The organism is Acidovorax sp. AC410, from assembly GCF_979253235.1.
In genome coordinates this window covers 1,968,535-1,982,390 of the sequence record NZ_CEEDCG010000001.1, presented here as the reverse complement: position 1 = coordinate 1,982,390, position 13,856 = coordinate 1,968,535, and the positions used below count along the sequence as shown (strand labels likewise).

The 13,856-nt window shown below is 70.2% G+C and carries 14 protein-coding genes; 1 reads left to right on the top strand and 13 read right to left on the bottom strand.

Translation table 11 applies throughout. The features are described from left to right. Positions 1-12: 12 nt before the first annotated feature. The 4 genes from AC0IZS_RS09185 to AC0IZS_RS09170 all read right to left on the bottom strand — a co-directional run bounded on the left by AC0IZS_RS09185 (position 13) and on the right by AC0IZS_RS09170 (position 3,534). Positions 13-654 (bottom strand): nucleoside/nucleotide kinase family protein, encoded by a 642-nt coding sequence (locus tag AC0IZS_RS09185; protein ID WP_471635358.1) that lies wholly within the window; start codon positions 652-654, stop codon positions 13-15. A 15-nt stretch (positions 655-669) separates the two neighbouring features. Continuing rightward, a complete protein-coding gene (locus AC0IZS_RS09180; RefSeq protein ID WP_471635357.1) occupies positions 670-1,461 on the bottom strand; it encodes an ATP-binding cassette domain-containing protein in 792 nt (263 codons plus the stop codon). Beyond that, positions 1,461-2,411 carry an ABC transporter permease gene (locus tag AC0IZS_RS09175; RefSeq protein ID WP_471635356.1) on the bottom strand — a complete coding sequence of 317 codons (951 nt, stop codon included), beginning with the start codon at positions 2,409-2,411 and terminating at the stop codon, positions 1,461-1,463. The genes AC0IZS_RS09180 and AC0IZS_RS09175 overlap by 1 nt, the downstream gene beginning before the upstream one ends. A 115-nt stretch (positions 2,412-2,526) precedes the next feature. Then, entirely contained in the window at positions 2,527-3,534 is a 1,008-nt protein-coding gene (locus AC0IZS_RS09170) for a substrate-binding domain-containing protein (RefSeq protein WP_471635355.1), read from the bottom strand. 332 nt (positions 3,535-3,866) lie between these two features. Between AC0IZS_RS09170 and AC0IZS_RS09165 the strand changes: the two genes are divergently transcribed. Beyond that, a complete protein-coding gene (locus AC0IZS_RS09165; RefSeq protein ID WP_471635354.1) occupies positions 3,867-4,874 on the top strand; it encodes a LacI family DNA-binding transcriptional regulator in 1,008 nt (335 codons plus the stop codon). Between the two features lie 53 nt (positions 4,875-4,927). Here AC0IZS_RS09165 and AC0IZS_RS09160 read toward each other — a convergent pair whose 3' ends face one another. The 9 genes from AC0IZS_RS09160 to AC0IZS_RS09120 all read right to left on the bottom strand — a co-directional run bounded on the left by AC0IZS_RS09160 (position 4,928) and on the right by AC0IZS_RS09120 (position 13,850). Beyond that, the gene (locus AC0IZS_RS09160) at positions 4,928-5,398 is read right to left on the bottom strand and encodes a Fur family transcriptional regulator (RefSeq protein WP_471635353.1); all 471 of its coding nucleotides are present in this window, start codon (positions 5,396-5,398) and stop codon (positions 4,928-4,930) included. Beyond that, positions 5,395-6,807 (bottom strand): efflux transporter outer membrane subunit, encoded by a 1,413-nt coding sequence (locus tag AC0IZS_RS09155; RefSeq protein WP_471635352.1) that lies wholly within the window; start codon positions 6,805-6,807, stop codon positions 5,395-5,397. The genes AC0IZS_RS09160 and AC0IZS_RS09155 overlap by 4 nt, the downstream gene beginning before the upstream one ends. A 26-nt stretch (positions 6,808-6,833) precedes the next feature. Beyond that, entirely contained in the window at positions 6,834-8,807 is a 1,974-nt protein-coding gene (locus tag AC0IZS_RS09150) for a MacB family efflux pump subunit (protein ID WP_471635351.1), read from the bottom strand. After that, a complete protein-coding gene (locus AC0IZS_RS09145) occupies positions 8,804-10,054 on the bottom strand; it encodes an efflux RND transporter periplasmic adaptor subunit (protein ID WP_471635350.1) in 1,251 nt (416 codons plus the stop codon). Before AC0IZS_RS09145 ends, AC0IZS_RS09150 begins: the two co-directional genes overlap by 4 nt. Continuing rightward, the gene (locus tag AC0IZS_RS09140; protein ID WP_471635349.1) at positions 10,054-10,713 is read right to left on the bottom strand and encodes a hypothetical protein; all 660 of its coding nucleotides are present in this window, start codon (positions 10,711-10,713) and stop codon (positions 10,054-10,056) included. Before AC0IZS_RS09140 ends, AC0IZS_RS09145 begins: the two co-directional genes overlap by 1 nt. 152 nt (positions 10,714-10,865) lie before the next feature. After that, a complete protein-coding gene (locus AC0IZS_RS09135; protein ID WP_471635348.1) occupies positions 10,866-11,222 on the bottom strand; it encodes a DUF3325 domain-containing protein in 357 nt (118 codons plus the stop codon). Continuing rightward, entirely contained in the window at positions 11,219-11,530 is a 312-nt protein-coding gene (locus tag AC0IZS_RS09130) for a DUF3649 domain-containing protein (RefSeq protein ID WP_471635347.1), read from the bottom strand. The genes AC0IZS_RS09135 and AC0IZS_RS09130 overlap by 4 nt, the downstream gene beginning before the upstream one ends. A gap of 6 nt (positions 11,531-11,536) precedes the next feature. Further along, positions 11,537-12,187, bottom strand: a complete 651-nt coding sequence (locus tag AC0IZS_RS09125) for a nickel uptake transporter family protein (protein WP_471635346.1) — start codon at positions 12,185-12,187, stop codon at positions 11,537-11,539. Between the two features lie 28 nt (positions 12,188-12,215). Beyond that, on the bottom strand, positions 12,216-13,850 hold the full coding sequence (locus AC0IZS_RS09120) for a PepSY-associated TM helix domain-containing protein (RefSeq protein ID WP_471635345.1): 1,635 nt from the start codon (positions 13,848-13,850) through the stop codon (positions 12,216-12,218). Positions 13,851-13,856: the final 6 nt, after the last annotated feature.

Genomic DNA, 13,856 nt, shown 5'->3' with positions numbered 1-13,856 from the left:
GGGGCCCAGGCGTCAGTCATCCCAGCGGAACAGCCTGTGGGCGCGGGGCTTCGTGGTCTCGATCAGGCGCGCGTTGGGCTCATCGGTACGGCTGACCCACGCCAGCGCATCCTCGCGGCTGCGGCCGTACTGTTCATGGCGCTGGGTCAGGCGGCTGGTGCGCAGGCCGTCGTCGACATCGACGTACCAGACCTCGTCCAGCAGCCCGGCCACGCCCGCCCAATGGCCGCTGTCGAGCAGCAGGTAGTTGCCTTCGGTGATGACGAGCCGGGTCTGGGGCTCCACGGCGATGGCGCCTGCGACCGGCTCTTCGATCTCGCGCTGGAACTCCGGTGCATAGACGATTTCGCCGGGCGGCTGCGCCCGCAGGCGCCGCAGCATGGCGGCATAGCCTGCGCTGTCGAAGGTGTCGGGAGCGCCTTTGCGATCCGCGCGGCCCAGCCGTTGAAGCTCCACATGGGCCAGGTGGTAGCCATCCATGGGAACCACCTGCGAGACATCGGCGAAAGCCTGCTGCAAGGTCAGGGCCAGCAGGGATTTTCCGGCGCCAGGCGGCCCGACCAGCCCGAGCAGCTTGCGCTGGCCGTCCTGGAGGAGCTCACGCACACGCGCCAGGTGGCAGGGCGGGACGGAGGGAAGTGTGCGGATCGTCATGCGTTCATGGATTCTTCAGGCCCGCCATTCGGCCGGGATCTTTTCCGCAGGCAAGGCACCGGTCATGACCGAGACCGTGTCGCTCATGGTCACCGCCTTCGGGTCGAGCACGGCACCGCGCTTGCCCAGGCGCGCGACGTGGATGCGGTCGGCGATCTCGAAAACATGCGGCATGTTGTGCGAGATCAGCACCACCGCCAGGCCCCTGTCGCGCACGCGGCGGATCAGCTCCAGCACCATGTTGCCCTCCTTGACACCCAGCGCCGCCGTCGGCTCGTCGAGGATCACCACGTGCTCGGCAAATGCCGCCGCGCGCGCCACGGCCACGCATTGCCGCTGCCCACCGGACAGTGTTTCGACCGCCTGCGTCATCGAGCGGATGCCGACCTTCAGGTCATTCATGCGCGCAATGCTTTCTTCGAGCATCCGCTTCTTGTCGAGCATGCGCAGCACATCGCCCAGGAAGCCCTTGCGGCGCAGTTCGCGGCCCAGAAACAGGTTCTCGGCGATCGTCATCGCGGGGGCAACGGCCAGGTCCTGGTACACGGTTTCGATGCCTTCGCGGCGCGCATCGACCGGGCCCTTGAACTGCACCGGCTTGCCGTCGAGCTCGATCACGCCGGCATCGGGGATGGTCGCGCCCGACAGGCATTTGATCAGGGAGGATTTGCCAGCACCGTTGTCGCCGATCAAGGCGAGGATTTCGCCGGCGCGCAGCTCGAAGTCGGCGCCATCGAGTGCCGTGACCTGGCCGTAGCGCTTGACCAGGCCCGTGGCCCGCATGACGATGGGAGATTGCGCAGCCATCAGCGGCCTCCTTTGCGCGACAGTTGGTCGACCGTGACCGCCAGGATCACGAGGATGCCGGTGATCAGCATCTGGTACACCGACGACACGCCCATCAGCGTCAGGCCATTGCGCAGCACGCCCACCACCACGGCCCCGATCAGCGAACCGAGCACCACGCCGCGGCCGCCGAACAGGCTGGTGCCGCCCAGCACGACGGCGGTGATGGCATCCAGCGCCTCGGTCTGCCCGGCGTTCGGATCGCCCACGCCGGTGCGGGCCACGGCCAGCAGCGAGGCGATGCCATAGAACACCCCGGACAGGGCATACACGCCAAGGATGATGCGCTCGGGCGGAATGCCGACCAGCCGCGTCGCCTCCGGGTTGTTGCCCACCGCGTAGACATGCCGGCCCGACGCCGTCTCGCGCAGCCAGAACCATACGCCCAGGTACAGCAGCACCATCAACACCGTGCCATACGCAATGTTGGTGCCACCGATGGCGAAGGTACTGCCCAGCCAGGTCATGGCCCCAGGCACCTCGGTGACCGTCTGCGCCCCCGAATACAGCTGCGTGATCGCAAAGGCGATGTTGAAGACGCCCAGCGTGACGATGAACGGCGGCAGCTTCAGGCGCGTGACGAGCAGGCCGTTGAGCAGGGCGAACAAGGTCGTCACGGCAATGCCGGCCAGCACCGCGAGAAACGGCGGCAGCCCGAAATCGGCGGCCACCTTGGTCATCACGATGCTGCCCAGCGCCATGATCATGCCGCACGACAGGTCGATGCCGGCGGTCAGGATGATCAGGGTCTGGCCTATGGCGATGACGCCGACGACCATGACCTGCTGCAGGATCAGCGAAAAGTTGTCCGCACTGAGAAAGCGGTCGGTGGTGGCGCCGAAGATGGTGCAGGCAATCAACAACGCGATGAAGGGCCCGAGCTGGCCGAGGGGAGGCAGTTTGTCTTTCAACGGGATGATCCTCAGGATGGGGGGCCGAGGGCAGGCACAGGGCACCTGTCAGCCCGAACGCTGCAGCAGTGCCGAGGGAGGGTACGGCCCGCTCGGCAGCCCGGTGCGCGAGTGGCTACTTCTTGCCCCAGCACAGGTCGGTGCCAGTCTTCACGTCCTTGCTGTCCACGCCTGCAATGGCTTTGCCGGCGATCAAGGTTACGCCGGTGTCGGTGTAGCCGCTGACTTTCTTGCCGCTCTTGGCGTATTCGATGCCGGCCTCCACCCCCATGGCCGCCATTTTCAGGGGGTACTGCTGCGAGGTGGCGGCGATCTTGCCAGCCGCCACATCCCGGATGCCGTCGCATCCGCCGTCCACGGAGACAATCATCACGCCCTTTTCCTTGCCGGCCTTTTGCAGCGCATTGAATGCGCCTGCGGCTGCCGGCTCGTTGATGGTGTAGACCAGGTTGATGTCGGGGTTCTTCTGCAGGCAGTTCTCCATCGCTGTCTGGGCCTTGCTGCGGTCACCGAAGCTGTCGGCCATGCACACCACCTCTGCGGGCTTGGCCAGCTCGTTGTTCTTCGCGTCGTAGCTGGCCAGGCCGAAGCCCTGCAGGAAGCCGTTGTGCCGCTGCGCACCGACCGGGTGGCCAGGCAAGAGATCGAGCGTTGCGATCTTCACCGGCTTGCCCTGCGCACTGGCGGCGAGGGCGGCTTTGGCGTACTGGCCAATCAGCACGCCGGCCTTGTAGTTGTCGGTGGCGAAGAGTGCGTCGGTGCCATCGGCAGGGTCGGTCGGGCTGTCCAGTGCGATCACCATCACCCCCTTTTCGCGCGCCTTCTTGACCGCGGGGAGGATGGCCTTGGAGTCGTTGGGCGTGATCAGTATGGTCTTGGCACCCGCGCCAATCATGTTCTCCATCGCGGTGATCTGGCCGGCGTTGTCGCCGTCGGCCTTGCCAGCGCCGCTGAGCAGTTTGGCCCCCTTGGCCTTGGCGACCTCGGCGGCGCCTTCCTTCATCTTCACGAAGAAGGGGTTGGTCTCGGTCTTGGTGATCAGCCCGATGACCGGCGTATCGGCCATCGCCGTGCCGCAGGCGGCCAGCAGGGTTGCGATCAGGGTGGCGTGCTTCAAGTTCATCGGATGTCTCCAGGATGTGGTCGGGTCCCAATTCAGCGATGCGCAAGCCCTTGCCTGTACACCTGCCGTGTGCGATTATCGTAATGCGCAAGCGCTTGCGCAAGCGCTTGCTACCTAGGGAAATCCATAGCATCGACGCGCCTCTTGCATCTGTTTGTCACGGGCGCCTGCTGCCCAGGCGCATTGGCCAGGGCACCGGGCGCTGCAGTGCAGAAATTCGCAGGATGGGTGCGATACGATGAAGAAACCCCGTGCCAGTCCACCACGCCGTGCGTCCGGCAGCACGGCTGTGGCAGTACGGGCCATGGAGGTTGGAGCTCAACGGAGAAATGATGATCACGATGGAAACCGTCGCGGCGGCCGCAGGGGTATCGACTTCAACGGTCTCGCACGTCATCAACAAGACGCGCAAGGTGCACCCCGATACCGAGCGGGCCGTGCTGGACGCCATCGACCGGGTCGGCTACTCGCCGAACCACCTGGCGCGTGCCCTGGCAGGTGCGCCGACCAGGACGGTCGGGGTCGCCATCTCGGTGTTGTCGAACCACTACTTCGCCGCCGTGGTGCGTGCCATCGAGGCAGAGTGCGCAAAGCGGGGCCTGATGATGTTGCTGGCCGACACCCACGAGGATGCCGACTACGAGCTGAAGGTGGTGCAGGCCCTGCATGAGAGGCGTGTCGACGGCATCGTGATTGCGCCCTGCGCAGAGCCGCAGCACCGTGCGCTCGACTACCTGCGCGACAAGGGCGTGCCCACCGTCCTGGTCGACCGGTTTGTGGGGACCACGTTCGACCAGATTGGCGTGGAGAGCCGCGATGCGGCCCAGACCCTGGTGGAGCACCTCATCGGGCTGGGCCACAGGCGCATTGCATTGGTGTCAGGTGCGCCAGGGCTGTCCACGACGACGGAACGGCTCGAAGGCTATTGCCGTGCGCTGGCGGCGGCAGGCATTGCTTTCGACCCCGCCCTGGTCCAGAGCGGCGAGTCGCGGTCCGAGCCGGCCTGCGCGGCCGTCCACCACCTGTTGTCACTGGACCAGCGCCCCACCGCCTTGATGACCGGCAACAACCTGATGACGATTGGCGCCATGCAGGCCTTGCGCTCCGCGGGGCTGCGCGTTCCGGACGACATCTCGCTGGTTGGCTTTGACGACTTTGACTGGGCTGACGTCTTTTCTCCGCGCCTGACGGTCATGGCGCAACCGGTGGAGGAGCTCGGCACGCGGGCTGTCCGCCTGTTGGCACGGCGCATTGCGGACCCTGGCGCGCGCCGCCAGACCGTGCGGCTCGCGCCCACGCTGCGACTGCGCGATTCCGCAGGGGTGCCTGGATCCAGGTGAGGCCGCCGAAGCTCCGTTGGACCATGGCAGATCCTGGCCCGACGGGTTAGCGTTCAGTTGACCAGCCTCCCGACCGATGCACCCACCCGGCAGGTCTGCGGCGCCAGGCAATCGACCTGAAACACCAGCTCGCCCATCGCGGGGTGCATGCCCTGCTCGGCCGCGCGGCGTTCCAGCTCGCTGCGCAGTTGGGCGCCGGGCAGCAGCACCGAACGTTCACAGCCCCGGCAGGCCATGCGCACCCCTGCCGGCGCCGGGTCCGCGGGGGTGAGCCGGTAGGTGCTGCGCAAACCTTCCCCCTGGCCGGCGAGCAGCACGCCCAGGAACTCCAACTGGTGGATGGCCCTGTACACGGTGCTCACGCTCACGCGCGTACCGCGCAGCAGCATCTGGCGGAACACGTCGTCCGCGGCCACGCCGCAGGCCCCGGCGGCCTGGATGACCTGCAGGATGCCGATGCGCGCCGTGGTCGGCCGCAGGCCGGCGTCGCGCAGGCGCTGCAGCAGGGACGGGCAGTCGCTCACGGGCGTCCCAGGCCCACGCCCGCCACCACGCCAGCGGCCTGCCAGCCCCCGCCCAGCGCCTTGTACAAGGCCACGCTGGCGATGAGCCGCGCCTGGCGCAGCAAGGCTGCGTTGTCCTGCGCGGCATACAGCGTGCGCTGCGCATCGAGCAGGGCGAGCAGGGTGTCGGCCCCCGCGCGGTAGCGCACCTGCGCCAGCGCGTGGGCCTGCTGCGCCTGCTCCAGCACCTGGGCCTGCGCGGCGGTCTGCGCATCGGTGCCGGCCACGGCCTGCAGGGCCACCTCGGCATCGCCCACGGCGGCGACGATGGCGGCCTGGTACTGGGCCACCAGCTCGTCGCGGCGCGCCTGGGCCATCTCGGCACCCGCGGCCAGCCGCCCGCCGTCGAAGATCGGAGCCGTGAGCCCTGCGGCCAGACTGTACAGCGGGTGGTCGAAGGCGCGGCCCAGTCTGTCGGCGCCCACGCCCAGCCCAGCGCCCAGTGTGATGCGCGGCAGCAGCGCGGCGCGGGCGGCCTGCAGGTCGGCATGGGCGGCGGCCAGCTGCGCCTCGGCCCGCGCCACGTCGGGGCGGCGCACCAGCAGGTCGGCCGGCAGGCCTGCGCCGATGGCCGGTGGCTGCAGCCCGGCCAGCGTGTCGGCCTGCACGGCTGGCGGCGTGGCCTGCCCCAGCAGCACGGCCAGGGCCGTGTGGTGGGCCTGCACCTGCTGGCGCAGCGCTTCGATGGCCTGGCGCTGGGTGGCCACCAGGCCGCGCTGCTGGGCCAGCTCCAGCGGCGTGGCAGCACCCGCACGGGCGCGCGCATCGACGAGCGCCAGCACACGCTCCGCACCCTGCAGGTTCAGGCCGGCAATCGCCAGGCGCTCGCGCCCGCCCACCAGGCGCAGCCAGGCATCGGCCACGGCGGCGGTGAGCGTCAGGCCCACGGTGCCCTGGTCGAAAGCGCTGGCCTGCAGGCGCGCCAGCGCCGCATCCTGGCCCGCACGCTGGCGGCCCCAGAAGTCGATCTCGTAGCTGGCGGCAAAGCCGGCCGCATAGCGGTTGGCCGCCGTGCCGTCGGTGCTGCTGCCGCCCGAGAAGCGGGCCTGGCGGCTTGCGTCCACGCTGGCCGTCAGGGCAGGCAACAGCGCGGCGCCGGCCTGGCGAGCGGTTGCCTCGGCCTGGCGCAGGCGCGCGGCAGCGGCCGCAGCGTCCAGGCTCTGGGCCTGGGCGGCCTGCACCAGCGCATCGAGCTCTGCGCTGCCCAGGCTGCGCCACCAGTCGGGCGAGATGGTGCCTGCAGAGCCAACGGCATCGCCAGGGCTGCCCCACTGCGCCGGCAGGGCGGGGGCGGTTGCCGCCAGCGGCGGCGGGGTCGTGGCGCAGGCACACAGCAGTGCGGCGGCCAGCAGGGTCAGGGAAAGGCGCATGGCGTGTGGGAGAAAAGGTGTCGATGTCATTCCGAAGCCAGGGCCACCACGGGGTCGAGCCCCGACGCGCGGCGCGCCGGCATGTAGCCGAAGACCAGGCCGGTGGCCACCGAGCAGGCAAAGGCGCCGGCCATGGCCGTGAGCGAGAAGATGACCGGCACGCCCGAGGCGATGAGCACCGCCCCCACGGCCAGGCCGATGGACAGGCCCGCCAGGCCACCCACCAGCGTGACCAGCACCGCCTCGGTCAGGAACTGGCGCAGGATGTCGCGCTGGCGCGCGCCGGTGGCGATGCGGATGCCGATCTCGCGCGTGCGCTCGCGCACCGTCATCAGCATCACGTTCATCACGCCGATGCCGCCCACCACCAGCGAGACGGCCGCGATCAGGCCGAGCATCATGGTCATGGCGTTGCGCGTCTGCGCCTCGGCCTGCAGCTTGGCGGCGGCATTGCCGATGCGGAAGTCCTCGCGCCCATGGCGTGCCAGCAACAGGGCGTGCATGGCCTTCTCGGCCGCGGTCACCTGCTCCACCGACGCGGCCGAGATCACCGTGTAGTCGGGCTGGGTCTGCACGCGGTACACGCGTGCCCTGCCCGCCTGGTAGGGGATGAAGACCATGTCGTCGTAGTTCTGCGCGCCCGAGTCGGCGCCGCGCTCGGCCATCACGCCGATCACCTCGAAGGGTGCGTTGCCGATCAGCAGGACGCGGCCCAGCGGATTCGGCGTGTCCGGGAAGAACTGCTGGTGCGCCTTGTGGCCCAGCACCACCAGCGCGGCCAGGTCGCGGTCTTCGGCGGCTGTGTAGTAGCGGCCCTGGGCCACCTTCCAGTGGTGTACGGCGGGCATGTCCTCGCTGGCGGCGAAGACGTAGACCTGGCGCTCCACGTTGCCCTGTCGCACGGGAATGGGGTCGCCGATCACGGGCATCACGTGGCCGATCTCGGGCAGCGCGGCGATGGCCTCCAGGTCGCCCTCCGTGATCTCGCCCGGCGGCCCGCCGCTGCCCACGTAGCTGCCGCCCAGGTACATGATGGTCGTGCCCATGGCGCCCATCTGGTCCACCACGCGCTGCTTGGCGCCCTCGCCCACGCCCATCATCACGATGACCGAGGCCACACCGATGACGATGCCCAGCAGGGTGAGCCCCGTGCGCGCCCGGTTCATGCGCATGCCGCGCCAGGCGCTGCGCGCGGCTTCGGCCAGCTCGGCCCACAGGGCACGGCGCGCGCCGCCCTCCTCGCCTGCGGCATGCACCGACGGCACGGCCGCCAGCCGCGCCTGCCCAGTGAGCTCCTGGCGCCCGCTGTCGGCCACGATCTGGCCATCGCGGATCTCGATCATGCGGCGCGCCTGGGCGGCCACCTCGCGGTCGTGGGTGATGAGCACGATGGTGTGGCCCGCGTCGGCCAGCTCGTGCAGCAGCGCCATGACCTCGGTGCCGCTGGTGGTGTCGAGCGCACCGGTGGGCTCGTCGGCCAGGATGATGCGCCCGCCGTTCATGAGCGCGCGCGCGATCGACACGCGCTGCTGCTGCCCGCCCGAGAGCTGGCTGGGCCGGTTCTCCAGCTTGTCGGCCAGGCCCAGGCGCGTGAGCAGCGCGGACGCACGCGCGGCCCTGTCCTGGCGCGACAGGCCGGCGTAGATGGCCGGCACCTCGACGTTCTCGCGCGCCGATTCGGCGGCGATCAGGTGGTAGCCCTGGAACACGAAGCCGAAGGCCTCGCGCCGCAACCAGGCGAGCTGGTCGGCGCCGAAGCCGGCCACGTCCTCGCCGTTGAAGCGGTAGCGCCCGCTCGTGGGCCGGTCCAGGCAGCCGAGCAGGTTCATGAGGGTGGACTTGCCCGAGCCCGAGGCCCCGACGATGGCCACGAACTCGCCGGCGTGGATGGACAGCGACACGCCGCGCAGCACCTCCACCTCGGGCTGGTCGCCGCCGCCGTAGCGCCGGCGCACGTCGGTGAGTTCGATCAACGGTGGGTTGGAGGCACCCACGCTCACAGCTTGAACCTCCTGGTGCCGGCCTGCGCGGCCCGCTCGCCGGTGATGAGCTGCTCACCCACCGCCAGGCCGCTGCGCACCTCGACACGGTGGCGGCTTTTGACGGCCACCTCCACGGTGCGCGACTGCACGCTGCCATCGGCCAGCAGCACCCGCGCCTGGTGCTGGCGCAGCCCCGGCGCGGCCTTGGCGGCATCCTTGGCCGCCGCACCCGGTGCATCCTTCAGGGCAGAGATCGGCACGGTGATCACGCCGCGGGCCTGCGCGGTGACGAAGCTGGTTTGCGCCGTCATCTGCGGCATGAGTTCGCCGTCGGCGTTGTCCACGTCGAACAGCACCGTGTACGACACCGCCTTGCTCGCCGCGGCCTGCGCGTTGGCACCGCCGCCGGCCGCCTTGCCCTCGGGCGTGGGCGGTGCCGGCAGCACCTGGCGCACGCTGCTCTGCCAGCGCCGCGCGGCCGTGTCGGCCTGGTTGCCCAGCGTGGTGAAGTACACCGGCATGCCAACCCGCACGCGTCGGATGTCGGCCTCGGACACGTCGGTCCACACCGTCATGGTCGACAGGTCGGCGATGCGCAGGATGTTGGGGGTCTGGTAGGTGGCGTTCAGGGTCTGGCCCTCGCGCGCCTCCAGCGCCACCACGGTGCCGGCCATGGGCGCGTAGATGCGCGTGTAGCCCAGGCGCGCCTCGTCGGCCTTGAGGCTGGCCTGGGTCTGGTCGATCTGCGCCTTGAGGTGCTCGATGCGCGCGGCGGTGGAGGCCAGCGCGGCCTCGGCCGTCTGCAGGTCTTCCAGGCGCGTGGCGCCCTCGCGCTCCATCTGCTGCTGGCGCGCCAGCTGCTGCTGCGCCAGGCGGTGCTGGGCCTGCTGCTCGGCCTGCTGGGCGCGCAGGCCGGCCAGCGCGGCACGGCCACCGTCCACCGTGGCCTGCTGCACGCTGGGGTCGATCTCCACGAGCAACTGGCCCTTCTTGACCTCGGCGCCGGGCTGCACGTGCAGCCGGTTGATCTGGCCCGAGACCTGGGCGCCCACGTCCACGTAGCGGCGCGGCTGCAGCGTGCCGATGGCGCTCACCGTGGCCTCGATGTCGCCGAGCGCCACGGGCGCGGTGTCGTACACCACCGGCGTCGGGCGGCTCCACCAGGCCACCGCCAGTGCGCCGGCCACGGCCACCAGGGCGAAGGACCCGAGCCAGCGGCCCCAGCGCGCGGAAGAAGACGGAGAAGAAGGAGGAATCGGCCCCATCAGCGTGCCACCTCGAAGCTCAGCGTGGCCGTGTGGCGCACGTCCTCGTAGCGCTTGCCATCCACCGTGGCCGGGCCGTTGACGCGCGCCGTCACCTCCAGCACATACAGGCCGGGGAACGGTGTCTCCAGGCTCACCGTGCCGTCCTTGGCCGGCGCCAGTGTGCGCTGCCAGCCCGCGCTGGTGTCCACGTGGACCTGCGAGGCCGCTACGGTCTGGCCCTTCCACACCAGCTTGAAGGTGTTGCCGCCGGGCGTGGTGGGCACCAGCTCCAGGTCGTTGGCGGCGCGGGTCTCGGCACGGCCGTGGCGCGCCTGGTAGAAGGTCAGCGCGCCCTTGTCGCCCACCACGCTGGTGGACAGGCGCAGGTCCTGGCCCTCGGGGGCCGTGACCTCGATGTGGCCGGCCTGCGGCGCCAGCGGCAGGTCCTTGCCGTCGGCCAGGTAGGCGCGCGGTGCCTGCAGGGCCGGCAGCGCGGCACTGCGGCGTGCCACGTCGCCGGTGTAGGCGCGCGCCTGGGCGCCTTCGCGCTGCAGCCACAGGTAGTCCGCATGGGCTGCGGGTGCCATGAAGGCGGCGGCCGTGGTGGCCAGCACGGCCAGGGCCGCACCGCGCAGGCTGTTGGATAGTGAAGGAACAGGGAACGAAGAAGACAGCATGGCGTGTAGTGGATGAGACAGAAGACAGCGGGCCGCTTTTTGGAGGGCTCTTGCTGTCCATGACCAACGAGATCAAAAAAAGGGGCAATGCCAAGCCCATTTTTTGATCCGGCGTGAAAAAAGCCAGGGCCGGCGCGGCCCTGAACGGCAGCTCAGCCCCAGGCGAGCGTGGCGATGCCGCCGGCCAGGCCCAGCACCAGGGTCACCCCGGCACCGGCGGCAGCCTGGCGCGGCCGGTAGGCCATGAGCCAGGCCACCAGCACGCCGCCCGCCGTGAGGAAACCCCACCAGGCGGTGAAGCCCACCGTGGCACCCCAGGCACCGGTGCAGGCCAGCAGGGCCAGTGCCAGCAATGCGCCGGAGGTGGCGCGCAGCATGCGGCGCCGCGCAAGCGGCACTTCGCTGCGTCCCGTGACCTGTTCGTGGTGGCGGTCCATGGCCAGGCTGAGCCCGGCCATGCCCGCATAGCTGAGCGCCAGCGCCACGGCCGAGGCGCCGAGGGCCGTCATGGGCCCACCCCCTGCAGTGCCAGCAGCGCCGCGCCGAACACGGCCGATGCGATGGCCAGGCCCGCCCAGGCCGAGAGGGCGCTGCGCGCGCTGAACACCCAGACCACCGCCAGCGCATACACCGCGAAGCTGAGCAGGGTGGCGGTGAGCAGCGCACTGGCACGCGATGCCCCCGCGATCAGCGGCAGGGCCAGCGACAGCACCGCCGTGACCAGCGAAGCCAGTGCGTAGCCGCCGAAAGCGCCCGCGATGGCACGGCTGGCCACCATGAGGCGGTAGCGCGCAGGAGAGCCGGGGTGGACTGCCATGCCGCTTTACGGGGCGACGAAGGTCAGCGTGGTCGTGTAGCCGAGCTTGGCGACCTTCTGGCCGGCGATCACCACCTCGCCCACCGCCGGCGCCTCGTGCGTGCTGACCAGCACGTAGCGGCCCTTGCCGCTCACAGGCACGTCGATGCGGCCGGCGGCATCGGTCTTGAAGCCCTTGCTCCACTTGTCGGGCGTGATCACGGTGACGGCCTTGTTCGCCAGGGGCTGGCCCTTGAACAACAGCGTGAAGGCATTGCCACCGGCGGCCACGGGCACCAGTTCGTGGTCGAGCACGGCCCGGGTGTCGGTGCGGCCGGCACGTGCGTTGAACACCGCTGCCTGGAAGCTGCCGTCCTTGGCCTTCCAGGGCTTCCAGACCTGGTCGTTGAACAGGCGCACGTCGCCGGCGGCGGCCACGTCGGCCTCCAGGAATTCTTCCCGGGCCGTGAGCTTGGCGGTCTGCTTACGGTCGCTGGTGAAGACCTCTGTGGTGGCGGCCAGCTTGGCCACCTCTTCGCCCTTGTCGTGGGCGCTGTCGGCATCGCCCACGTAGACGCGCACCGGGCCGGTGGCATCGCGCTCCAACCACAGCTGGTGGGCGCTGGCGGACAGCGCGAGGGTGGACAGGGCGACGGTGAGCAGCGTTTTCTTGAACATGAAGACTCCTTGGAAAAATCGGTGGTGGTCAGCCGGCCGCGTTGGCGGCCATGCGGGGCGTCTGGGTGGCCGGCGTGCGCGCGGACGTGGCGGCACGCAGTTGCCTGCGATGCACCCGGTGGGCCGCCACGGTGAAGCAGGCGCCCAGCGCCAGCAGGGTCAGGTCGAACCCGGCCAGCACCCAGTCGCCGGCCGGCAGGCTCACGCCCAGGTGGCGCTCGGTGGTGAGGGCATTGAGCAGTGGCAGGAGCGCGAAGGCGGCCGCCGCCAGCCACAGCGACTCGACCCAGGCGCGCAGTGGCGTGCGCAAGGCGGGGTACAGCAGCAGCAGGCCCCAGGTGATGAACATCGCGTGTACCTCCCAGTCGCGCCGGGTGGCAACGTCGGCCGGGATCAGCCGGTTGGCCCAGAAGTACGCGGCCACGGCCACGGGCAGGCCGGCGATGGTGCCGATGTTCAGGCACTCCACCAGGCGAAAGCCGAACTCGGGCTTCTCGCCGGCCTTGGCGCGCTTGTCCTGCCGGGCCCGGCGCTTGGCGGTCCACAGCACCAGGCCGGTGGCGATCATGGCGCAGCCCAGCAGGCCGCGGGCGAAGTACAGCCAGCGCAGCAGCGGCCCGGCAAAGCGGCCTTCGTGCAGCGCGAGCATCACGTCCTGCGTCTCGCGCGCGGCGCCGTCGTCGGCCCGGGGGTCGAGCGGAGCACCGGTGTGCGCGTCAAAGCGCAGCCGCTCGCTGCCCGCGATGCGACTGCCCGCCACGCGCACGACCTGCACGTCCGCGTCGGCGGTCTGGGGTTGCTGCACGCTGACCCGGGCCACCTGGCCCGCGCCCCACTGCGCCTCGGCCTTGGCGACCAGCGGAGCCAGGGCCGTGATCGGAGCCCCGGTGCTCTCCACGGCCCCACCCGGCGCTGGGCGCTGCAGCAGGTCGTCATAGAAGGCCTGCGTGTTCCCGGCATAGTGGCTGGCCTGGATCCCGGCCGGCATGTACTGGAACAGGAAGAACACCAGCCCGCTGTAGGTGATCATCACGAAGAACGGCAGCGCCGTCACGCTGATGAGGTTGTGCGCGTCGAGCCACGAACGCTGCCCCTTGCCCGGGCGGAAGGTGAAGAAGTCGGCGAAGATCTTCTTGTGTGTGATGACCCCGGTGACGATGGCCATGAGCATCAGCATGGTGCACACGCCCACCAGGCGGATCGCCACGTCGTAGGGCATGTAGTGCATGCGGTACAGCAGGTGGCCGCCGCCGGTCTTGCGCACGGCCGGCTCCGCCGCCGCCTCGCCCGTCACAGGGTCCAGCATCTTGCGCACGAAGCGCGCGCGCGTGCCGGGCTTGGCATCGGCCGCCGGTGGCTGGCGCCAGGTGACGGACAGGCTGCTGCTGCCGCGCTGGCCGGGCAATTGCACCGACCAGTCCTGCGCGCCCTGTGCGTGGACCTGCAGGTAGGCCTGGGCCAGCGCCACCGCCTTTCCAGGCTCCACCGGTGGAGCATCACCCGCATGGCCTGCAAGAGGCAACTCGGGCCGCATCCAGCGGTCGATCTCGTAGGCGAAGTAGCCGGCCGTGCCCGTCACGAACACGAAGAACAGCACCCAGCCCACGACCAGCCCGGTCCAGGTGTGCAGCCAGGCCATGCACTGGCGAAAGCCCTCTTTCATGCCGGC